The following is a 22,541-nucleotide window of genomic DNA, read 5'->3' on the forward strand; positions in this document are numbered from 1 at the left end:
GAGATCTTAAATTAGTTGATGAATTAATTTTAGTTAACGAACAAAATGTAGAAAGCCGGCTAAAAACGCCGGCTTTCAAAAACTATTCTCTTACTACCCAGGTTTTTACTGTTGCGGTAACGCTGGGATGCAGTTTAATGGAAACGCTGTAAATGCCCAAAGCTTTAATCGGTTCGGTAATTTCGATTTTGCGTTTATCTAGGTCGAAGCCCTTTTCTTTAAGAGCGTCAGCAATCATTTGCGTTGTTACCGAGCCGAATATTTTTTCTTCTTCTCCGACTTTTACAGGGATTGAAATGGATACTTTTTCCAATTCGGCAGCCAGCGCCTGGGCGCTTTCCAATTCCTTCGCTTCTTTTTTGAGAATTTGTTTTTTCTCTTCTTCGAGCGCTCGGATATTGCCTTTGGTTGCTTGATATGCAATCTGACGAGGAATCAGATAGTTGCGGGCGTATCCGTCTTTTACATTAACAACGTCGCCCACGTTACCCAACTGACTGAAATTTTTTCTAAGTATTACTTTCATCATTATCTCCTTTACTTAACAGCTTCGGATACAAATGGTAAAATAGCCAAGTGTCGCGCTCTTTTGATAGCTCTGACCAATTCTCTGTGTTGCTTTGCACTGAGACCTGTAATACGGCGGGGTATAATCTTTCCCTGATCGGTCAGGAACTTCTGGAGCTGTTTGGAATCTTTATAATCGATGTATCCTTCAATTACGCGTTTAACTCTTTTTGTAGTTTTCATTTTCTAATTAATAACTCCTAATTTTCTTCTCCGTTGATTAAATCCGATTCTTCATCGGTTAAGAATTTGTCGAAAGAATTGTCCTCAAAGCTGGAATCGTCGTTGTCGTCAACAATGCTGTCGTTGTCGGACGTATCTTCGCCGTTGTTCTGAGCCTTGTTAAATTTATTAAGAAATTGAATTCTCTTTGCTTTGATTTCGACGATGGTTCTGTTGCGGCCGTCTTCCGTTTTGAAAGTTCTGCTCTGCAACTCGCCGTCTATTAAAACGGCGCTTCCTTTTCTCAATCTGTCTCTGCAACTGTCTGCCAGTTTGTTCCAAGCTACTACACCTACATAACAAACATCTTCCTGCCATTGATTGCTGCTGTCTTTGTATCTTCTGTTGGCAGCTATGTGAAAATTAACAACAGGTGTATTGTTGGATGTTTGTCTGAAAACAGGATCCTTGGTTAAATTTCCTGCAACAATTACACTGTTAATTTCCGGCATCTTTAATTCAGCCATCGTAACCTCCATACTTAACTTGTTTTTTATTCTTTACTTTCATTGTTAGTTTCGGAGTCTCCGGAGTTTTCGTTCTCAGCAGACTCTTTTTTCTTGGCAATTGCTTCGAGAGCAAACTTATCGAGTAAAATAGTAAGGAAACGAATAATATTTTCGTCCAAGCGATAATTACGCTCGAGTTCTTTGATTAATTCAGTAGGAGCTTTAAAGCGGAAAATGGCATAATAACCGCTCTTGGCTTTTTGGATCGGATATGCGAGGCGTTTTCTGCCCCACTTGTCGATATCGAGTATTTCACCACCGTTGGATGTGATGATTTCTTCGATACGTTTTAAAATAGATTCGATTTGATCATCTTCTAGTGCGGCATTAAGAACAACCACACTTTCGTATGTTCGTATACGCATCTTTTCACCTCCCTTTGGACTTTTATGGCCCCTTAATTCTTTTAATTAAGGAGCAGGGTTAACAATTAAAATCAATTAGGCTTCAAAAATACAATAATTTTTTGAGCCGGGCAATATTTTTTTGCCCTGCGCTACTTTACATCTCCCCCGGAAGAGATTTTACTGAAATGGTCGAGCATGGCTTTGTATCCTCCCGCAACAAAATATTCGAGCAGTTGAACGGCTTTTTCGACCGATATATCGATAATTTTCAGTTCATTTTCGGAAAACGGGGAAAGGACATATTCTGACAGAGTCGATTCTGCCGGGTCTCCGATTCCGAATCTTAAACGGGGAAAATTAGTTGTTTCCAGATGTTCGATTATCGATTTCAAGCCGTTGTGCCCGCCGTCGCCGCCGCTACGGCGTATGCGCAGTTTTCCGGATTCGAGATAGATATCGTCCGTAATAACGAGCATTTCTTCTGTCGGGATTTCGTAGTTGCTCAGGAGATTTTTGGCGGCGAGACCGCTCAGGTTCATAAACGTAGTCGGTTTTACCAAAATAAAATCGGAAGACCCGATTGAGCCTTCCGATTTCAAATAGTTGTATTCGGGATTAAAATTGAGCTTTTGCAGTTTGGCAAAACGGTCAAGAACAATAAAGCCAATATTATGTCGCGTATTTTCGTATGCCTTACCCGGATTGCCGAGACCTATTACTGCGCGCAATTGAGATCTATTCCTCAGTTTCCTCTGATTTGCCTTTCGAAATCACTTCGGGTTCCATTGCTTCTTCTGTCTCTTCAGCCGGCGTTTCTTCCTGAACTCTTGCATGGACTATTGAAGCTATCACAACGTCGTCATTATGTTCGATTTTGTATTTATCCGTGACGATATCTTTAACATGTACGGATTCCCCGATTTTAAGATTTGTAATATCCACGCTAATATGTTCGGGGATATTTCCCGGCAGACATTTAATAGTAAGTTTATGCAATAACTGCTGGAGAATGCCGCCTTCTTTTACGCCGATTGAAGCGCCTTCGAGAACAACGGGTACTTCGACCTGAATTTCGTGGTCGAGAGAAATTCCCATTATGTCGCAATGAATCATTTTGTCGGTAACGGGGTCAAATTGAACGTCTTTAACAATTGCCTTGCGGGGCTGGTCTTCATCGATAACCAGATTGATAATGTGAGTTTCTGCAGTGTAGACTAACGGTCTAAGCGCCGACTCGGTTAAATAGACAGGAATCGGTTCCTGACCGCTGACATAGAATATTCCCGGTACGTTACCTGCTTTGCGTAATTTATTCACCGCGCCTTTGGTGGTAAGTACTCTGCGTTTTGCTTTGATTGTGAGTTCTGACATCGTTTATCACTCCTTTGTACTAATTTATTTATCTTTATCTATTTCGAATAATGAACTGATCGATTCGTTTCTGTTTGACCGGATTATAGCTTCGGCAAGAAGTTCCGAAGCCGTTCTTACTTCGATTTTGTCGCATTCGCGTTTTAGCGGAATACTGTCGGTTACGTATAATTTATTCAAAGGGGACGATTCGATTTTGGCAATGGCTTCGCCTGATAAAAGTGCGTGAGTTACCGCGCCGTAGATATTATTAGCGCCGTTGTCTTTCAGCGCTTTTACAGCCGAAACGAAAGTTCCTCCCGTATCGATTAAATCGTCAACAATAAGCACATTTTTCCCTTTCACATCTCCAATGAGGTGCATTACTTCAACCACATTGTGTTTTGGTCTTCTCTTGTCGATAACCACTAGTCCAGCGTTTAACCGGTTGGCATATGACCTTGCCAGTTTAATTCCTCCAACGTCGGGCGAAACCACTACTAAATCATCAATTTGATTCTTGAATAAATGAGTGAAAATCGGAGACGCATATAAGTGGTCGAACGGGATATCGAAAAAGCCCTGTATCTGCGCCGCATGGAGGTCCATCGTAATTACGCGGTCGGCGCCTGCAACGGTAATCAAGTTGGCAACCAATTTTGCCGTAATTGAAACCCGAGGCTGGTCTTTTCTGTCCTGCCGCGCGTAACCGAAATAGGGCAAAACCGCAGTAACCCGTTTAGCCGACGCTCTTTTAGCGGCATCGATCATGATCAGTAATTCCATTAAATTTTCGGCAGGGGGCTGCGTCGATTGCACAATATAAACGTCCTGTCCGCGGATATTCTGGAGAAATTTCACCCAGATTTCCCCGTCGCTGAATCGCCGGATATCGATTTTACCTTCCTTTAAGTGAAGATAATTGCATATTTTTTGCGTAAGCTCCGGATTCGATGTGCCGGAAAATATTAATGGTGCGTTTTCCAATTTCTCAGATTCGATTTATTCTTCTAAAACAAGCCACAAATATAATTAATTACTTAAGGTTAGTCAAACCGGGCATTAACGGACTCTTTTTGTAAATAGAAAAACAATCACAGTCAGCAAAACGAAAAGCGCTGCATAGTAAATCCAGGGCGGAGTTTCTTTTAATTTAAATGGTCTGTAAGTCGCCGTAATATATTTCCCGGTTCCGATTTCGTCGAGAGTATACCTCCAAGTAAGTTTATTTCGAGTAATTTCGGTGGCATTGTGGTTTAAAATTTCTCCCGGCAGGTAATAGATGAACGTCAGGGAAAAATTACCGCTTTCAAATCCGAAACCGGTAGCCACAGGTTTGATAAACTGAGAAAATACTTTTGTATTGTCGTCTATTTCTTTTATGCTAAGTTTTGAATCTCTGAATACAGGCGTGGCATTGAGTGAATCGAGATTAGTAAATTCAAATTCAACCTGGGCGTGGATTGTACTGTCGTTGTAATTACGATATGTTACCACGCTGGTCAACTTATTGAAGCCCGATGTAAATACCTTGCGCACGGAGTCCGGATTGAAAAGTCCCAACTGCTCTACGATTATCGAGTCCCTTTGAGAAGTCCATTTCATCCAATAATGAATGAACATTTTACCCGAGCCGTCCGTTTTAATTGTAGTTACCTGGGTGTAATTGAGACACCCGGTCGTCAAGAGTGATATAAACAGGAGCGCAATGGTTTTTTTCATAAATCCGGCAATTTTTTTCAGAATCAAATATGCAAAAATTCTATCTAATAAGTATAGTGTTTTTATCGGGCAATGTTTTTATTTTTAAAAGTTAATTTCACGGATTTTATGACAAATCGGGAGTAAATATGCCAACTTACGAATATAAGTGTAATGACTGCGGTTATTTGTTTGAAGAATTTCAAAAAATTTCAGACGAACCTCTCAGTACATGCCCAAAGTGCGGAGGCGCCGTAAAACGGCTTATCGGAGCCGGCGCTGGTCCAATCTTTAAGGGAAGCGGCTTTTATCATACGGATTATAAAGTCAAATCCAATTCTTCGGGAAAAGACAATTCGAAAAAAGACTGACGGCAAAGAGCTGCCTGTATAAAAGGCAGCTCTTTTTAAAAGTCTAATCCGATCGATAGGTAATATCTCGGTTTGGAGAAACCTTCCAGGTTCCATTTCCAGGCAATATCAATTTTCCAAAGGAATAGCATATAAACTCTGAATCCCACGCCGGCGCCGAGCAACAGATCGTCGGTTATCAATGTTCCTTCCTGGTTACGACCGAATAATTTTAAATTGGAATTGTCCGTCCATGCAGCGCCGGCGTCGAGAAACGCAGTTCCCAAAATATTCTGGAAAAAGAGGGGAAGAGGACCCGTAAGCAGGTATCTGATAATCGGCATTCTCAATTCCAGATTCAGAAGAGAATATTTTGTGCCAATCTGCTCGGCATAATCGTAACCTCTCATCGGCATGGCGGGCGATAAAAATGCAAAATCGGAAGCCGATTGCACGGGCACATCCTGCGTTGCGAAACTTCTGTTAATCCAGTTTTCCGTACCGCCCATAAAAAATCGCTGCGGATTGGCTCCGCCTGAATATCCGCCTGACAAACGTATTGCAAAAGAATTGTCGAAAAAGAACCTGAAATATTTTCTGTAATCCCAGTTAATCGAATAAAAACTCTGTTTTGTATTGAAAAATCCCGTATTACCGAATAATGTGACCGAATATCTGGCACCTTCGATCGGGGATGTGTAGCCCCATAAAGAATTGTCATGGACAAAGCTGACAGCCGGCACCGTATATGTCGATTTATCCACCGGTTCGAAATAGTTATCCAGATTCTCAGCCGAAACGCTCATTATGCTGAGTGAACCGTCCAGTCGATAAAAACGGTTGAACGGATAACTGAACGACGTAACCAATCCGAAATTGCGGAATCTGTATAATTCGTATCCGAAAAAGGTTGTTCGGTAAAGAAACCGCGCTGTATGAAAAGCTTCTATTCCGAAATCCATACGCTTTTCGAGGTAATAGTATGCAAGACCGTAATCGCTGTTTTTTAAGTCGACTTGCAAACTTGTAATGCCGATCAGACGGTGATTGCCAAGCACATCGCTGAATGAAAGAACAGTTGTGCCCAACAATCCGTAAAGCGTACTGTAGCCTGCGTTTGCGTAAATTAAATCGGGTGTGAAATTAACTTTATACCGGTTGACAAGATAATTGCCTTCGTCGTCGAGTTTTTCCGTAAATAATTTTTGCCTCATAATTACCTGCGTACTGTCGTTATTGTCGATTTGTCCGAAAACGTATCTGCTTAAATCATAAGAGGCAGTGTCTTGATCCTCGTTTTCTTTGTACTGTCCCACAAAAAATTTGGGAGAAGTCCGCTCGTCTGCGGAATCCTGCCGGGCTTCTTCCGCTAAATTGAGAGAATCGACTGCGACGGAATCTGTCAATACAAACACGTCCTTCCTGAACAGCGATTCCATATATTTCGTCGGTTTTAACGAATCTGCAGCTGGATTCATGTCAAAGGGATTATTCAACATAAAAAGATTATATCCCTGTTTATAGAGCGCGGTGAACACGAGTTTTTTACCGTCGTAAGAAATGGAAGGCTGACTGATTTCGCAAAGCGAATTCGTAATCGGATAGGCTTTTATATCGACAATCGATTCGGTAGAATCCGGCACAATTTTTTTACGGTAAATATTGTTGATACCGTTTCTGTCGGAAATGAAAAGAATTTCTTTGCCTTCGGGCGATACTTCGGGATACCTTTCGTTGCTTAAATCCCAGTCCGTAATTCTCTCAATTTTATATGAATCGACGTCGACCATGTAAATGTCGAGTTGATTGTAGTTATGACCGCTCATCATAAAATCGTCGGGAATCATATCGGGTTCTGTAAATTCCTGCCGGTCGGAAGAAAAAATTATTTTTGTGCCGTCGGGTGTCCATTTGGGATCCGTATCGCTGAATATGTCGTTGGTGACGTTTATCAGTTGTTTCTTTTCGAAGTCGTAGACGTAAATGTCGGATTGTTTTTCATTATGCGCCGAGAAGGCAATTCTGGAACCGTCGTGAGACCAGTCGACCGATTCAATGCCGGGGAGTCGGAAGGGTAGTTCTTCGGTTTCGCCCGTTTCCGTATTGATAACTGAAATTACGTCGTATCCGCTGCTCTTAGTCGAAAGCGCTATACGGATATTATCCGGCGCCCATGTCAGTGAAGGGTACAAAATATTCAATTCTTCGAAATCCGCCGCTTTACCGCTTTCGACCACTTTCTTTATAATTTTACCTTCGATTGCGTCCATAATATAGACATCGAGGAAAATATCTCTGTCGGAAATAAAAGCGATCTTATCGCCCTGAGGGGAAAGAGCGGGACTGGTGTTATAAAAACCGTACTGTTTCTTGTTGTCGGTTAATCTTTTGGCGAATTCGTCGGGATCTTTATAATAGGCAATATCGGGCCAATAATCTTTTTTGAGGCTTTTTTTCCATCTTTCATTCAATTCTTCCAGGTCGATACCCAGAGAAGCTTTCATTGCCGCTTCGAGCGAGCCGAGTCCCTGAATTTTATTTATTAACTCGCCAAGTTTTTCTCTGCCGTACGTATCGGCGATATATTTAAAAACCGATTGACCGCCTCTGTAGCCGAGGTATCCGCTTAATCCCTGTATATCCGGTAATACTTCGCTGATAATTGCATTTCTGATGAACATGTCGGTATAAGTTTCCCATCCCTGGGAAAAGTATTCGGCGGATCCTTCCATAAACCAATGCGGCAATTGGAGCGTAATTCCTTTGGAAATTATGTTTTGAATGGAGCCTCCGTAATACATATCCTGCATGACTGCGTGAACCAATTCGTGATGAATTACATGTCTGAATTTTTCGTAAGAACCTTCAAACGGAATAACGACTCTGTTTTTAAACGGCTCCGTAAAGCCTCCGACGCCCTGGCCGGTGTATTGATCGGTGACGTTGGTTTCCTGAAAATCGTTGTGTGAATTATAAAGTATTAATATAATCCGGTTGTTGATCTGATAATTGAAATCGTCTTCGATTCTTTTGAGCGCATCTTCCGCCGCATAAGCGGTAAATTCCGCAATTGTTTCTCCGCCGACGGCAAAATAGATGTCGAAATGTTTCGTTTGAATGTAGTACCAGTCGTATGTTTTATATTGAACCTTGTTTTGCCCGAATTGCGGGTAAACCACGGCTTGTACGAACAGCAGGAAAAAAAACATAAATTTTTTCATTGTCTCAGCTCCGGACAATTAATCGATTAAAATAAAATCAATTTCGCGTTTTTCTTCATCGAGTCGAATAAGTTGCACTTTTATTTTATCTCCGAGACGAATGCTTCTGCCTGTGCGTTTTCCGATGAGCAGATAATTCTTCTCGTCGAAGATATAGTAGTCGTCTTCCATATCTCTCAATTTTATCAGGCCTTCGGCCAGGGTGTCTTTTAATTCGACGAAAATGCCGAAGTTGGTTATACCGGATACAACTCCTTCGAATTCTTCTCCGAGTTTACCTTTCAGATACTCGATTTGTTTCAATTTAACCGACAATCTTTCGGCGCTTAATGCGTCGCGCTCTTTGGCGGAAATATGTTCGCAAATTTCCTCCAACTCGTCGATATGAAATTTTGTCTTTTTGTTTTTTAAGAAATCATAAATAAGCTTGTGCACCATCAGGTCGGCAAAACGTCTGATAGGAGAAGTAAAATGTGTGTAATATTTAAAGCCCAAACCGTAATGCCCTATATTATTGGTAGAATAGACTGCTTTAGCCATCGATCTGATTGCGACTTCGTTTATAACCGCTTCTTCTTCGCTTCCTTTGGCTGCATCGAGAAGTTTCTGGAATTCCATCGGTTTATTTGCCGCATTGGGGTCAAAAGAATATCCGAGTGATTTGACAAATCGAGCGAATTCATTAATCTTGTCAGGGTCGGGTACGTCATGAACCCTATAAATAAACGGATACTCGTCCGATTTTTTATGACGCGACGGTTTTACGTGACGAGCTACTATCTGATTAGCAAGCAACATGAATTCTTCCACCAGATTATTGCTCTCTTTTATCTCTTTGATAAGTATATCTACAGGTTTGCCGTTTTCATCCAGTTTAAAGACAACCTCAGGCTTGAAAAAGTTTATGCTTCCTTTCCTTATTCTTTTTTGCTTCAGTTTTTTTGCCAGTTTGTTCAGCAAAAGAAGCTCGTCTTTAAAGTCTCCTTTTCCGGTATCCAGAATTTCCTGCGCTTCGTCGTAAGTAAATCGTCGTTTGCTGTTGATGACAGTTTTAACAATTTCGTAACTCTCAATTTTTGCATTGGGAGTCATTTCAACTATTACGGAATAGGTAAGTCTGTCGGCGCCGGGATTGAGCGAGCAGATTATATTGGATAGTCTTTCCGGCAGCATCGGAATAACTTTACCTACGATATAGACGCTGTTGCCTCTTTCCAGAGCTTCATCGAACAGGAAGGAGTCGTCGTGGATGTAATGACTTACATCTGCGATATGAATGCCCACTTCGTAATTGCCGTTGGGCAGTTCTTCTACGGAAAGAGCGTCGTCGAAATCTTTCGCGTCGTCGGGATCGATCGTAAAAACGTTCTTGTTTCTGAAATCGACCCGTCTGGCAATTTCTTCCTCCGGAATTGTATCGGTTATGGAATTGGCTTCTTTGATTACTTTTTTCGGGAATTTGTATTTAAGTCCCAGCTCTCTGGCAATCGAGGCAATTTCGGTGTCGTACAGACCCGCTTTGCCCAGAACTTCAATAACCTGTCCTTCGGGATTCAGATTGTGGGATTTCCATACGATATTTCCGACAACAACTTTATCGCCGATTTTCGCGCCTTTTAGTTTCGCCTGCGGAATGTAGACGTCGCGGTGTATAGTCGGGTCGTCGGGTTCCACAAAAAAGAAGGAGTCGCTTTTTTTCAAAACCCCGACTATCTGATTGCGTTTCCTTTCAATAACCTTTGTAATTATTCCTTCAATATTTTTACCACGTTGCTTTTCGAGCAATTTAACCTCTACGAGATCGCCGTTCATGGCCGTATTGAGGTTTTTACCGGCGACGAAGACGTCGTTTCTTTTAATGTTTTTCAGAATAACGAATCCGTAGGCTCCGCTGTCGACTATTTGAAGTGTGCCAACCAAATTTTGGGGTTCGGAGGAATTGAGCAAATAGCGTTTACCCAATTTGGTTAAATATCCTTCCTCCGTAAGTTTGAATAAAATATGCTTTAATTCGGCATATTCGTGTTCAGAGGAAATATTTAATTTTTTTGCTAGATCCTTGGCTTTAATTTTAAGCCCGGGATGCTTCTTAAAGAAGGCTTTGATTTTGTTTTTCATTAGAATTCGAATTTATATTTGAGTGCCAGTTCATTAACTTTTTCGTCCAGTCCAGGAGTTTGAATGATCGGATCTTTTCGTTCCAATCGAATAAGGAAACTAGGATTGAACGGGTATTCTATTTTTATGTTTGCTTTATTAATGTTTTGGAAAATCTCTGTAGTTCCGCCAAAACTATAACGCAAGTTCTGAATTTTTCCGGAAAAACGAAACTTCGTTTGATCGCCGGTTCTGCTAATTTGTATATTATTAACCAGATCACCCACCGCCGAGTTCACAAAATTGGTCAGGAGCGAACCGAGGAATGAGGTGGCTGTGCTCTGGAAATCGCTCAGAATTCCCGCAGTCTCGGCTCTGTCCTGCGCGGTTAAGTCATTCTTGAATTTTCCGAAAAGTATAAAAGAAAAGGCGTCCGAGTAATCGTATTTGGTTTCCCTAACATTATTTTGAATGTTCTTTTTGCCCACGTAGATTGCAATGCTTTCCGGATTGTTTACCAGGTTTTTGCCGATTGCGGAGATGGGTCCTTTTATGAAAATTTTAATTGCCACTTCTTCCGGAGTTGCATCCGGGTCGGAGGGCGGTATGTAATCGTTAATATATGTCGCGGTAATATCCAGATAAGGTTCTGAGATGCTGCTTTCAAACCGGATAATTCCTTCGGCGTCAAAGGTTTTGAAGAATTCCAGTTTGGAGCCGTTTAAGAGTTCAAAGACTCCCTGGGCGCGCGTGTTGCCGGAAATGCTCTCGTAAGTCATATCCCCCCGCGTTTCAACAATCAGTCTTTGATTTGCAATTTGGGACAGAATAAAGACCATCTGAGCGCGGTCGGACACTCTGATCCCCAATGAATAGTCGACGTCTATCGAGGATTTCCGACCGCTCATTAAATCTTTGCGAAGTTTTTTCTCCTGTTCCAGAACTTCCTGAAATTTCAACAGTTCTTTGTCGATTTTCGATGAGTCGACCAGGAAAACAATTCGATAATCGTTGTTTTGCGTTCTTCCGGTTTCTTCACCGAGCGTGTAATATAAATTGGCATTATTAACCAGAACGTTTCCCCTTATGAAAATACGGTCGTCGCGCCACGTTAATAGCCATTCCGGATCGGTTTCGATAGTAAGGTTGCCGTACATTTGAGGGCTAACGGTTTTGGAATTCTCATTCAGTACGGCTAATTTACCCCTGGCATTGACGGATAAGTCTTTCAATGAAAATCCTTGCATCAACATGGTTCCCTTGCCGTTAATAGTACCACCGTCCTTGACGCCGCCGGCATTCGAGATATAGAGTGTGTCGATTTCGATTTTTTGATCCTCGAGCCGGAAACGAAGCCCGAAAGAATAGTTGATATTGTTGGCCATAAATTTAAACGAGCCGTCGTTCACGGATAAATTACCGTAGTAGCGTGGATTGTCAATACTGCCTCTGAGTTTAATATCCGATAGAAGCAATCCGTCCTGATTTTCAATGCCCGGAAAAATTTTACCGAGCGTTTTCAGATTAAAATTATCGGAGTAAATATTTATTTTCATTTCCTTATCCGCCGGCACTCGCTCGTCTACCTTCGTAAAAGCAAGGTCGTATGGTATCGTTCCATTAATGGTCATTGCGGGCTTATTATAATTATAAGTAGAATCCGTAAATATCAAATCGGCGCTAATAATTTTATTTCCGTAATTTAATTTGCCTTCCATCTTACCTAGATTATAGCCGGAATAATAGATCGATTTAAGATCAATTTTCGAATCGATTAACGGGGAATTGAGATTGCCCCGGATATCCGCGTAAAGACTGCAATTAATATTAAGAAGCGGGTCCTCGCCCCCGAGAAAATATGCGCTCATTATTTTCCCGGACAGTTTATTGAGCTCGATAGAGATATTCTGATTGCGTTCGTTGTCGATATATCCTGAAGCGGCGAGGTATGTGGTGTCGCTCCATAAATTCAGATTTTCAAAACGGAAATTTTTATCGTCATAAACGGCTCGGATTGTGTCTTTGTTTTTCCACTCAATATCTTTATACCTGATCATAAGGTTGTCTATATTGAAATATTTGGTGGTAGGCGACGTAGTAAGATAGCCTTCGGCATGAGCCGAAGCGTAATCCTCAATGTCTGCCGATAAATTATAAAACAATTTGCTCTGATTGAATACGAGGTCGGTTGTAATATTTTTGACATTCGTGCCGCTGTAAAATCTTTTCGATGAAAACGACGCTATTCCGAATAATTTATCGAACGAATTGTAATAATTATTCCTGATGAAATTGACGTCTGCTTCAACATCCGACAGATAGATTGTCGATTCTTTGTCCAGTAGAATAATATAATCGAGATTCATCGACGTGTTGATTGAAAAATTCGGGGAGTTATTTTTTACAGCGCCGTAGCCCGTTCCTGAAATGTCGAGATTTTCCTTGCCTATGAGCGCGGCTACAATTTCGAAATTCTTGAATGTGAAATTAAAATCGAACTCTATATTTTTCTTGATTACGTCCGGCAATTCAATTTCCACCGAATCCGTAACTTCTTCTTCGTAGACTATATTTATCGGATTTACGTTTTCAATTTTTTCTCTGAAGATTCGTATGATTGTATTAGTCTGGTAATTTACGAGCTCGATGGCGTCGTTCAACGAAAAATTGCCTTCGATATTGAAATCCAACAAATCTGAGTTGATGTTTATCGCGCGGTAATCTTTCCTGTTGACAAGCTTCAAATCCAAATTGGCATAATCTATGAACTTGTTATTAATCGAAGAAGAATCGATTCCGAACGAGAATGTGCCGGTTATGCTGTCTGGATTAAAATTCATGCCGTCGGCTCTGAAATAAAAATTGAGATCGCTTTTGTAATTTTCGTCGTTGTTGAATTGGGATAAATCCAGGTTATTCAGCCTTCCGACTAAAAAGTAGCGGGGTACGTAATCCTGAAGAAAAGTAAGATTGCCTTTGATATCGAGCCGCGCCGCCGCGCCCGAGGCGGTCGCGTCGAGTTCGATTTCGCCATTGGAAGCCGTAGAGCTTATTTTGAAATCGGATACGGGAACGTTGTTGATGTACGAGTCGCTCCCTTCCAACTTTAGCATAGTATTGAGCTCCTTAAGGCTAAATGAACTGCCTGCGATAGCTCCTTTGCCGTTTATGCGCGTCGGCATATTTATAACAGGCTGCAGGTTGAGATTCTTTACGATAAAATTAATATTGTATTGCACCGGAGATTTACTCAGGTTCAACGCGCAATCGAGTTCGAGGCCTTGACCCCTTCCCGTTTCGGCGGCAAGTTTTGCCTTGAAATTAGCAGGATAGCCGTGATAATCAACATTGAGATTTGTAAGTCTTAGTTTATTAAAACGGGGAAGCTTGAGAGAGGGGAGCAGCCTCAAAACGTTTTCGTAAACTATCGAAGAATTCTTAATGTTCGCGTCGATATATAATTCAGAAGGGCGATGCAAATTTCTGAGGTATCCGCTGAGATTTAAATCCGTGTCCGAATAATTGAGTGAAAGTTTATCGATCCTGATGTTGCCGAATTCTCCTTTTGCATCGAGCGCGAGCGACGGTCTCCCTTTTAGTATTTCGGTGCTCTTGATGAACGACGAAAGATCGTCGAAGTCAAACGCTTTGATATCGGCTTTAAGCTCTACGGGGTACGACTTGAAATTCTCCAGATTAATATCGCCGAAAATATTCAGACTGTCGAGTCGCGCGCTGATAGCGATATCGGAACGTTCAGTGACAAGATTAAAATTCGTTACCGAAGCGTATTTACTCGTCGCTTCGAATATGCCGCTCAGATTTTTAATCGAAAAATTATTGAAATTACTCGTCAGCGACATCGACTTTACATTCAGCATATAAGCTTTTTCAGAAGGGGAGAGGAACGCCTCGGCTTCCAGATTCATGTTTGCAATTCTTAAATCGTCGGCGTTAAATTTTTTATAAACCGAAATCGATCCCCGGCGGTCGTATCTCTGCATTCTGAAATTGAAGTTTACCAGACTTATTTTGGGCGCTATTATTTTGAACGTAAACTCGGACGAAGTAGCGTCTTCTTTCTCTTTCGGCTTGAAGAGAGCCGAATAATTCCATGCGCCGGTTTCGTTTTGTAATAGATTGACTGAAGCATTGTTTAATTCCGCTTCCCTAATGTAAATCCGTTTCAATAAAAGTTGTAAGGGACTTGTTTTAATAATTAATTTGTCCGCATACAATAGGGTATCCTTGTCGACGGTCAAGAGAGGTTTGTTGATAAAGAGCGAGGTTAATATTGTGCCTTCAATGTTTTCAATCGATAATTTTGCATCTGTATTCGAATTGACGATATCAATCAGATTATCTTTGAGATAATCCCTGAAAGTGCGGGTTTGCGAAAAACCGATGAAAAGAACAATCAGTCCAACAATAAGCAATGCGGCGGCAATAAAAAAATTTACAATCCTTCTGAATAAGGATTTTTTCGATTTGTTCTTTTCAGCCGGCATTATTTATACCGATCTAAAATAGTATTTATAATGTTCGATGTAGATTGAATGTTGACGAATTCGATAGTTTCAACTGCGCCGCCGTTGTTTTCCACAATATCCGCGCCTACGATTTTATCCTTTGACCAATCCGCTCCTTTAACCAGAATATCCGGCACAAGTTTTTTTATTATCTCGTAAGGAGTGTCTTCTTCGAACACAGTCACATAATCGACCGGTTTGAGATTCGAAATAATAAAAGTTCGTTCTTCCTGTTTTAGTATCGGTCGTTTTTCGCCTTTAATTCTTCTTACAGATTCGTCCGAGTTGACGGCTACAATCAAAATATCGCCCAATTGTTTTGCTTTAATTAAATAATCGATGTGACCGGCGTGAATTATATCGAAACATCCGTTTGTGAATACAACTTTTTTGTTCTGAGCTGCCAATTGCTCTCTGATTTTTATAAGTTCTTCCTGCGATAAAATTGCGTTCATTTTTTTAATTCTTCCTTAACTGCGTTAATCAAGTCGTCGATATTTATCGGAACTATGCCTACTTCCTGGCATACAATTCCGCCGGCGTAATTTGCCAGGTAAGCCGCGTTGTAGATATCAATCCCAGCGGCGAGCGCTATTGTTATTGTTGAGATTACGGTATCGCCCGCGCCGGAAACATCCGCAACTTTCCGGGCTTTGGTAGGCACGCGTTTCTCGGGTTTTCCTTTTTCAAACAACGCTATGCCGGCTTCGCCTAAAGTTAATAAAATATAACGAGCATTTAAATTGTGGAGAAGTTTTTCGCCTGCTATTGATATGTCGTCGTCGCTCCGGAGCTTCATACTCAATGCGTCTTCGGTCTCTTTTCTGTTGGGTTTGAATACCGTTACGTTTTTGTATTCGAAAAAGTTATTGAACTTGGGATCTACGGTTATAATTTTGTTCTCTTCGTTAGCTTTCTTAATAACTTCTCTTATAAGATTCTGAGTAAGTACGCCTTTGTTGTAATCCTGCAGAATTATAGCGTCGATGTTGGAAAAGTCGTTTTTGATATAATCGATAATTTTCTTTTCTATCGATTTGGAAAGGGGAGCGGTCGATTCTTTATCGATACGCACAACCTGCTGACTGTGAGCGATCACTCTTGTTTTGGACGTGGTCGGTCTCGATTTGTCGGTGAAAATTGCTTCGTCGGAAATTCCGGTGTCGCGCATCAATTTTTTGAGGAGTTTGCCTTCGGAGTCGTCGCCGATTATTCCTATTGGCAGAGGCGTTCCGCCGAGCGTTAAAATATTGTACGCTACGTTTAAGGCGCCGCCGAATCTAGAAAATTCGTTGTCGACTTCGACTACCGGCACCGGAGCTTCGGGAGATATTCTGCTGACTTTCCCTTTGTAATAACTGTCGAGCATCATGTCACCGATAACCGCAATTCTTTTGTTTTTGAATTTTTCTTTCAAGGACAGCAGTTCCTTGTGGGAAATATTTAACATTGTCAATCTCCTATTTCCATAGCGCTAATTCGTTAATGAAATTTATTCTAATCAAACCGTCGTCGGTTCCGAGCCATAAATATCCGCCGTCGAAGAACAATTTGTTGACGGTAGACGGAATCCTGTCGTCGCGAACGGGAAGTATCTGATTATTTAATCTGTTAATCAATACAAGTCCCCTGCCGTAAGGCTCTTTTGTTTGAATGCCGAACTGATAAAGCGAAGCGCAGATGTAATTTCCTATCAGTGCAAGGTCGTAGACCCCGTTTCCCGTCAGTCCGTTTGTAACGTCGAAGCGAAGCCAGTTGTTGATCCTGTCGTATCTGAACAGTCCGCCTGTATTGAATTCCGGGCGTTCTTCGGTTATGAATTCATCGAGTCCAATCCATAAATAATCGCGTTCGGATAGAATCGATGATATCGAAATTTGTTCCCCTTCGCCGTTGAAATAGTTATATCTGTTGTCGAAAAAAACGATTGCCGAAGGATCGTTCAGGTCTTTCGATTTATAGTATCTGTGCAATCCCGCTTCGGTTCCGAACCAGACGAGGGAATCGCCTTCAAGTTTTATTGTCTTAATCATATTCGACTGATTGTTGCCCCCGACGGTCAAATCGTAGTCGGTATATCGACGCGTTTTCAAATCGTATTTTGTCAGATATTTGAACCTGCCGATCCAAACTGAGTTTTCGTAAGGATCGTATTCAATGGAGCGAATCCAGTTGGCTAATTGCCCGCCGAGTCCGAATTTTCTTTTCGACCAGTTTTTCCTCCTTTTGTCGTAAGTGAACAATCCGTCTATCGAACCCGCCCATACGTAGTCTTTATTCGATGTAACGCAAAAAAAGTAGTCGTGTTGAATGTTGCCTTTTGATGTCGAAAAATGCTGCCATTGACCGTTTTGGAACAGAAAAATGCCGCTTCCGTTTGTAGTTACCCATAAATTCTGTCCGTCTTTATGGATATCGGTAATGTTAGCGCCTTTCAAAAAAAAATCGAACTTGTCGCCGTCCTGTTGCGCGACAATAAGCGATGCATAAAATAGAAAATATAGAATAATTTTTTTCATAGTCGCATGGAATTTACGAAAATTACGAATGGAAAAATAATATTATGATTGTTGGAATAAAAACGCGCTTTTAGAATTTTTTACCGATTCGAAATTAATTCCCCAGAATTTTGAAAAGCCTTCTTTAAGACATTCGCTTAGTCTGCCGTAATCCGTTTTAGTGTTAGTGATCGATTCTATTTCGATGGTCTTATCGTCCATTTCTTTAGATAGCGATCTACGCGTCGGATCGTCGACGGATACAAATTCCGGAAGCCGCCGGTGAAACCGCCCGCATAAAATTGAGCCGTGCTGCAATATCACTTTATCCATTTTGCGTTGAGCGCTTCCTACAATTTTTTTTCCGCGGAATTTTATTTCGTTCTTTGCCGCGCTGCCGAAGCAGAGGACGCCTTCCGGTTGTCGAAGCAAGGAAGGGAAGTGAGGATTTTCGTCTTCCAGCTTAAGCTCCTCGAAAACCGGATCGTATAGTTTCAGCCCTTCAATCAGAGCGAGCGAAACCGCTTTGTATATTTTTTTCGGAGTTAAATCGTGCGAGTAAGGTATAATTACCGAATATGTAATTTCTTCGGCATGTAAAATAGCCCTGCCGCCCGTAGGTCTTCGTACGATATCGATCGATTCTTTAGAAGTTCTTTCCGTATCGATATCTTCGAATTTCTGATTGGCGCCCAGAGAGATGCAGTAAGGATTCCATCCGTAGAGTCTGAAAAATGCTTCGTCCTGGCCGCAGGAGCGGGCAAGAGAAATATCGATGTCCATGTTTTCTCTTCCGGTCTGAACGCCGTATTCAATCAAATGCCACTTCATCTTCGCAATATTCCACGCTTGGAAGTTTCGATGAATTTGACAATCGACCCGACGTATTCATTGGATTGAAATTCGGATTTCAATTTATCGAGAGCGTTACGAAAAGTAAGCCCCGACAAATAGAGAATTCTGTACGCTTCTTTGATGGCGTTTATCGAATCGTTCGAAAAATTCCTTCGGCGCAAACCGACAATATTGAGACCCATATAGCGAGCCGGATAGCCGCTGGTCATTACAAAGGGCGGCACATCCATATTGACCATCGAGCCGCCGCCGACCATTGCATGTTGACCGATTTTACCGAATTGATGAACGGCGCTCAATCCGCCTATTATAACATTGTCTTCTATCGTAACGTGGCCTGCTATCTGAACTCCGTTTGAACAAATTACTTTATTGCCGATAATGCAGTCGTGAGCTACGTGTGTGTATGCCATCAATAAACAATTCTGACCTATTACAGTTTTCCCCCTAGCCGTGGTGCCTTTGTGGAGCGTGGCAAATTCGCGCACTATCGTGTCGTCTCCGATAAAGAGAAAAGTTTCTTCTCCGTTGTATTTCAAATCCTGCGGTAAATTGGATACGGAAGCGCCCTGAAATATCTTAACTCGATTGCCTATTCTTGCTCCGTTATAGATGCATGCGTTTTGCCCGATTATTGAATCGTCGCCGATAATAACGTCGTCTTCGATTACGGCAAAAGGGCCAATGCTTACATTGCTGCCGATCTTAGCGTTCGGACTTACAATGGCAGTAGGATGAATGGTTGCTGGCATAAAATTTATGAATCTTGTTTTTTGTTTTCTTTGTCGATAATAGCTCCCATAAATTCGGCTTCGGCAACGAGCGTGCCGTCGACGTAGGCAGCCGCTTTAATCGAAAAGTATTTCGATTTTTTAGATATCAGTTCGGCTTCCATTACCAGTTGGTCGCCCGGGACTACGGGTTTTCTGAACTTTGCATTGTTAATGCTCATAAAATAGACCAGATGATTGTCGGGATCGATGAAAGAATTGAGCACCATTATTCCGCTTACCTGAGCCATTGCCTCTACAATCAAGACTCCGGGCATAATCGGTTGTCCCGGGAAATGTCCCTGGAAGAACGGCTCGTTAATCGTAACCGATTTTACGCCGACAACTCTTTTATCGAGCTCGAGATCGATGATTTTATCTACCAGAAGGAACGGATATCGGTGAGGCAGTATACGTTGGATTGCATTGGCGTCGAAAACTACGCCTTCTTTTTTTACGAACTGATATTTTTTTACGAGTTTTTTCTGTTGATAGAGCGCTCGTATCTTCTTTGCAAATTCGACATTGGCTCTGTGACCGGGACGCGCTGCAAGTATTTGAGCTTTTATCGGAGCTCCTATTAGTGCCAGGTCGCCCAGCATATCGAGCAGTTTATGACGAACGGGCTCGTTCTTGAAACGTAATTTATTATGGGAAAGAAATCCTTCGTGCGTAACCGATACGTCTTCCGGAAGTTTGAGTTTTCCTTTAAGCCGCTTGAGTCCTTCTTTGTCGAGATCGTGATCCACAATTACAACGGCGTTGTCGATATTTCCGCCTTTGATAAGCCCCTGATCGGCCAACATTTCGACTTCGCTTAAAAAGCAGAATGTACGAGCCGGAGCAAATTCTTTCACAAATTCTTTTTCGAGATTGAACATGCCTGTATGTTGACTGCCGAGCGCCGGATTTTGATAATCGACCATAATGGTGATACGGTAATCGTTTAACGGCAGGGCGACTATATCAATTCCGTTTTCTTCGTCATGATACATAACTTCCTGGTCGATAACAAGGTAATCTTTGGGAGTGTCCTGAGTGACAAATCCCGCTTCCAATAATTTTTCAACGAAAGGCATTGCGCTGCCGTCTCCGACAGGCGGTTCAATGCCGTCGATTTCAATGATAATATTGTCGATTTGAAGACCGACTATAGCGGCCAGTACGTGTTCGACGGTGTGCACTTTGGCTTCGCCTACGGCTAAAGTGGTTCCTCTGGAAAGATCTACCACATAGTCGACAGTCGCCGGAATTTCCGGATTTCCTCCGAGATCTACTCTTACAAATTTGATTCCGTGATTGTCAGGAGCCGGTTTGAAAGTAATGGTGCATGAAGTTCCCGTATGAAGTCCCGTACCGGAAAGAGAAACGGGCTTTGCGATGGTGCGCTGGAGTTCGAGCATTAATTACCTTTCATTAATTCTGAAATTTGACTCTCCAAAAATGCAATTTTTTCTTCTAATTTCTTAATTTTTTCTGCATACTTCGGCAGGTTTCTCATGTGGGCTTCCATATGAAGCTGATGGGACATTTCCTGGGCGGGAGTTCCTCTGTATTTACCGGGTGTTTTTATCGATTTGGATACTCCGGATTGCGCTCCTATAATCACTCCGTCGGTTATTTCAATATGTCCCACAAAGCCTGATTGGCCGGCTATCATGCAATGCTTACCGATTTTAGCGCTGCCCGAAATACCGGCTTGCGCGGCTATGGCGGTATGCTCGCCGATCTGAACATTGTGAGCGATTTGTACAAGATTATCTATCTTTACTCCTCTTCTTATTAAAGTGGAGCCGATAGCGGCTCTGTCGATCGAAACGTTCGAGCCGATTTCCACGTCGTCTTCGATAACCACGTTTCCAATTTGCGGAACCTTTTCGTATTCGTGCTTTTGATTCATTACGTATCCGAATCCGTCGGAACCGATGCATGAGTTCGAGTGAATTATTACGTTATTGCCTACGGAAGTATTTTCACGAATAGTTACGTTCGGGTAAATCAGGCAATTATTGCCGACCGTGGAATTTTCCATAACCACAGTGTTGTGCAGAATGACGGAATTATCTCCGATTTTACATCCGGAAGAAATCACTACATTTTTCCCGAGCGTAACATTTTTCCCGAGAATGGCGGTATTGTCGACCGATGCAGAAGGATCGACGCCCTGAACGTGTATTTCGGGTTTTAGGAAAGTCGAAATGATTTTTTGTATAGCGACATTCGGATTGTCAATTTCGATGTAACTCAGGTCGGAGCGAGATTTTTTGAATTTCGGACTGATGATTACAGCCGAAGCTTTCGTCGTTTCGAGATATTTTTCGTAAGCCGGCAGGTAGAGAAAAGTGAGGTCGCCTTCGCCGGCTTCTTCTATCTTTGCGATGTTAGATATTTCCAGGTCGGGATTGCCAATAACAATGCCGCCGACAAAGTCGGCGGCGTCTTTCAATTTTATTTTCATAATGACTTATTTTAATTTTTCTAAAACTAGATTAGTCACGTCGTATTCTTCTTTTGCGTAAAGGAACATAATGTCGCCGCTTTTATCGAAAATAAAGTCGAAATCATTTTCTTTTGCCACTTCTTCGATCGCATTGAAAATTCTGTTTAAAATCGGTTTGTCGAGCTCCTCTTTCTTCTGGAAGAGTTCGCCTCGTACGCCGAATTTTTCTTGTCTGAATTTGGAAATCTGTTCTTCCAATTGAACCAACTCTTTTTCGATTTCGACCCGCTTCTGTTCGCTCAAAATTAATTTGCGCTTTTCGTAATCTTCGTATTTGGTTTTCCAGTCTTTTTCCATTTTGTTCAGCTCTTCCTGCCATTCTTTAATGATGGCGTCGAGTTTTTTCTGAGCGTCCTGAGCTTCCGGTAACTGGCTCATAATTGCTTCACTGTCGACATAACCGATTTTCAGTTGCGCAAAAGAGACCGTAGAGAAAGCAAGTATTAATAATAATATTTTCTTCATAACCTTAACTTTTATTTTTTGCCTCTTTTAAGAAGATCGAGCACTTTGAACGTAATATCGAACTGCGGATCGGCATAGAGAACCACTACGTCGCCCGCTTTGTCGAGTACGTAATGCATTCCTTCTTCTTTGGCAATCTGTTCGATAGCCTCGAATACTTTTTCTTTAACTGGAGCCATAAGCTGTTCCTGACGCAGGAAGTATTCTCCGTTCGGTTGAGAGAATTTTTGTTCTCTGAATTGCTGTATTTTTTGATCTTTTTCGACGAGTTTTTGCTGAGCTTCTTTTTGTTTGTCGGGAGTCATGGTTTGCGCTTGTTTCTGAAATTCGGTGTAAGCTTGTTGAAGGTCTGCGGTCATACTGTCCACTTGTTGTCTCCACTTTGAAACCAATGCTTCCAAGTCGCTTTTGGCTTTGATTGCCGCAGGATACTGAGCGAGTATAGTTTCGGAATCGACATATCCAACCTTTAATTGAAATGGCTGCGTTTGTCCAACTGCCACAGCCGCCGAAATGAGAAGGAGTAATAATACTTTTTTCACGATAACCTCATTGTTTTA

Annotated in this window: 21 protein-coding genes; 1 reads left to right on the forward strand and 20 read right to left on the reverse strand. The window is 41.8% G+C overall.

What is annotated here, in order from left to right:
• Positions 1-82 precede the first annotated feature (82 nt).
• From rplI to ACOYVE_RS08650, 8 genes are all read right to left on the reverse strand, one after another.
• Positions 83-526: a 50S ribosomal protein L9 gene (gene rplI, locus ACOYVE_RS08615; RefSeq protein ID WP_014856528.1), complete on the reverse strand. Its 444-nt coding sequence runs from the start codon at positions 524-526 to the stop codon at positions 83-85.
• Between the two features lie 11 nt (positions 527-537).
• A complete protein-coding gene (gene rpsR, locus ACOYVE_RS08620; RefSeq protein WP_014856529.1) occupies positions 538-750 on the reverse strand; it encodes a 30S ribosomal protein S18 in 213 nt (70 codons plus the stop codon).
• 17 nt (positions 751-767) lie between these two features.
• The gene (locus ACOYVE_RS08625; RefSeq protein ID WP_014856530.1) at positions 768-1,256 is read right to left on the reverse strand and encodes a single-stranded DNA-binding protein; all 489 of its coding nucleotides are present in this window, start codon (positions 1,254-1,256) and stop codon (positions 768-770) included.
• Positions 1,257-1,282: 26 nt separating this feature from the next.
• Positions 1,283-1,663 carry a 30S ribosomal protein S6 gene (gene rpsF, locus ACOYVE_RS08630; RefSeq protein WP_014856531.1) on the reverse strand — a complete coding sequence of 127 codons (381 nt, stop codon included), beginning with the start codon at positions 1,661-1,663 and terminating at the stop codon, positions 1,283-1,285.
• A 131-nt stretch (positions 1,664-1,794) separates the two neighbouring features.
• Positions 1,795-2,373, reverse strand: a complete 579-nt coding sequence (pth, locus tag ACOYVE_RS08635; RefSeq protein ID WP_014856532.1) for an aminoacyl-tRNA hydrolase — start codon at positions 2,371-2,373, stop codon at positions 1,795-1,797.
• A 7-nt stretch (positions 2,374-2,380) separates the two neighbouring features.
• Positions 2,381-3,016: a 50S ribosomal protein L25 gene (locus ACOYVE_RS08640; protein WP_014856533.1), complete on the reverse strand. Its 636-nt coding sequence runs from the start codon at positions 3,014-3,016 to the stop codon at positions 2,381-2,383.
• Positions 3,017-3,040: 24 nt separating this feature from the next.
• Positions 3,041-3,982, reverse strand: coding sequence for a ribose-phosphate diphosphokinase (locus ACOYVE_RS08645; RefSeq protein ID WP_014856534.1), 942 nt, complete (start codon positions 3,980-3,982; stop codon positions 3,041-3,043).
• A gap of 75 nt (positions 3,983-4,057) precedes the next feature.
• The gene (locus tag ACOYVE_RS08650) at positions 4,058-4,717 is read right to left on the reverse strand and encodes a hypothetical protein (RefSeq protein WP_157867373.1); all 660 of its coding nucleotides are present in this window, start codon (positions 4,715-4,717) and stop codon (positions 4,058-4,060) included.
• A 128-nt stretch (positions 4,718-4,845) separates the two neighbouring features.
• Between ACOYVE_RS08650 and ACOYVE_RS08655 the strand changes: the two genes are divergently transcribed.
• Entirely contained in the window at positions 4,846-5,067 is a 222-nt protein-coding gene (locus tag ACOYVE_RS08655) for an FmdB family zinc ribbon protein (protein ID WP_014856536.1), read from the forward strand.
• Positions 5,068-5,102: 35 nt separating this feature from the next.
• On the opposite strand, the gene ACOYVE_RS08660 is transcribed toward ACOYVE_RS08655, so the two are convergent.
• Genes ACOYVE_RS08660 through ACOYVE_RS08715 form a run of 12 tightly spaced genes read right to left on the reverse strand, consistent with a single transcriptional unit; the run spans position 5,103 to position 22,523 of the window.
• Positions 5,103-8,267 (reverse strand): peptidase MA family metallohydrolase, encoded by a 3,165-nt coding sequence (locus tag ACOYVE_RS08660; RefSeq protein ID WP_014856537.1) that lies wholly within the window; start codon positions 8,265-8,267, stop codon positions 5,103-5,105.
• Between the two features lie 18 nt (positions 8,268-8,285).
• On the reverse strand, positions 8,286-10,385 hold the full coding sequence (gene rnr, locus ACOYVE_RS08665; RefSeq protein WP_014856538.1) for a ribonuclease R: 2,100 nt from the start codon (positions 10,383-10,385) through the stop codon (positions 8,286-8,288).
• On the reverse strand, positions 10,385-14,872 hold the full coding sequence (locus ACOYVE_RS08670) for a hypothetical protein (protein ID WP_014856539.1): 4,488 nt from the start codon (positions 14,870-14,872) through the stop codon (positions 10,385-10,387). Before ACOYVE_RS08670 ends, rnr begins: the two co-directional genes overlap by 1 nt.
• Complete coding sequence (gene rfaE2, locus ACOYVE_RS08675; protein WP_014856540.1) at positions 14,872-15,348, reverse strand: D-glycero-beta-D-manno-heptose 1-phosphate adenylyltransferase; 477 nt, start codon at positions 15,346-15,348, stop codon at positions 14,872-14,874. The genes ACOYVE_RS08670 and rfaE2 overlap by 1 nt, the downstream gene beginning before the upstream one ends.
• Entirely contained in the window at positions 15,345-16,343 is a 999-nt protein-coding gene (rfaE1, locus tag ACOYVE_RS08680; RefSeq protein WP_014856541.1) for a D-glycero-beta-D-manno-heptose-7-phosphate kinase, read from the reverse strand. The genes rfaE2 and rfaE1 overlap by 4 nt, the downstream gene beginning before the upstream one ends.
• Before the next feature lie 10 nt (positions 16,344-16,353).
• Positions 16,354-17,412, reverse strand: coding sequence for a hypothetical protein (locus ACOYVE_RS08685; protein WP_014856542.1), 1,059 nt, complete (start codon positions 17,410-17,412; stop codon positions 16,354-16,356).
• A 42-nt stretch (positions 17,413-17,454) separates the two neighbouring features.
• Positions 17,455-18,222 (reverse strand): lipoate--protein ligase family protein, encoded by a 768-nt coding sequence (locus tag ACOYVE_RS08690; protein ID WP_014856543.1) that lies wholly within the window; start codon positions 18,220-18,222, stop codon positions 17,455-17,457.
• The gene (gene lpxA / locus ACOYVE_RS08695) at positions 18,219-18,998 is read right to left on the reverse strand and encodes an acyl-ACP--UDP-N-acetylglucosamine O-acyltransferase (protein WP_014856544.1); all 780 of its coding nucleotides are present in this window, start codon (positions 18,996-18,998) and stop codon (positions 18,219-18,221) included. The genes ACOYVE_RS08690 and lpxA overlap by 4 nt, the downstream gene beginning before the upstream one ends.
• A 5-nt stretch (positions 18,999-19,003) precedes the next feature.
• On the reverse strand, positions 19,004-20,419 hold the full coding sequence (locus ACOYVE_RS08700; protein ID WP_014856545.1) for a bifunctional UDP-3-O-[3-hydroxymyristoyl] N-acetylglucosamine deacetylase/3-hydroxyacyl-ACP dehydratase: 1,416 nt from the start codon (positions 20,417-20,419) through the stop codon (positions 19,004-19,006).
• A complete protein-coding gene (gene lpxD / locus ACOYVE_RS08705) occupies positions 20,419-21,474 on the reverse strand; it encodes a UDP-3-O-(3-hydroxymyristoyl)glucosamine N-acyltransferase (RefSeq protein ID WP_014856546.1) in 1,056 nt (351 codons plus the stop codon). Before lpxD ends, ACOYVE_RS08700 begins: the two co-directional genes overlap by 1 nt.
• 6 nt (positions 21,475-21,480) lie before the next feature.
• On the reverse strand, positions 21,481-21,981 hold the full coding sequence (locus ACOYVE_RS08710) for an OmpH family outer membrane protein (RefSeq protein WP_014856547.1): 501 nt from the start codon (positions 21,979-21,981) through the stop codon (positions 21,481-21,483).
• An 11-nt stretch (positions 21,982-21,992) separates the two neighbouring features.
• The gene (locus tag ACOYVE_RS08715) at positions 21,993-22,523 is read right to left on the reverse strand and encodes an OmpH family outer membrane protein (RefSeq protein ID WP_014856548.1); all 531 of its coding nucleotides are present in this window, start codon (positions 22,521-22,523) and stop codon (positions 21,993-21,995) included.
• Between the last annotated feature and the right edge of the window lie 18 nt (positions 22,524-22,541).

The sequence above is a fragment of the Melioribacter sp. genome (genome assembly GCF_049325435.1).
GTDB classification, from domain to species: Bacteria; Bacteroidota; Ignavibacteria; order Ignavibacteriales; family Melioribacteraceae; genus Melioribacter; species Melioribacter roseus.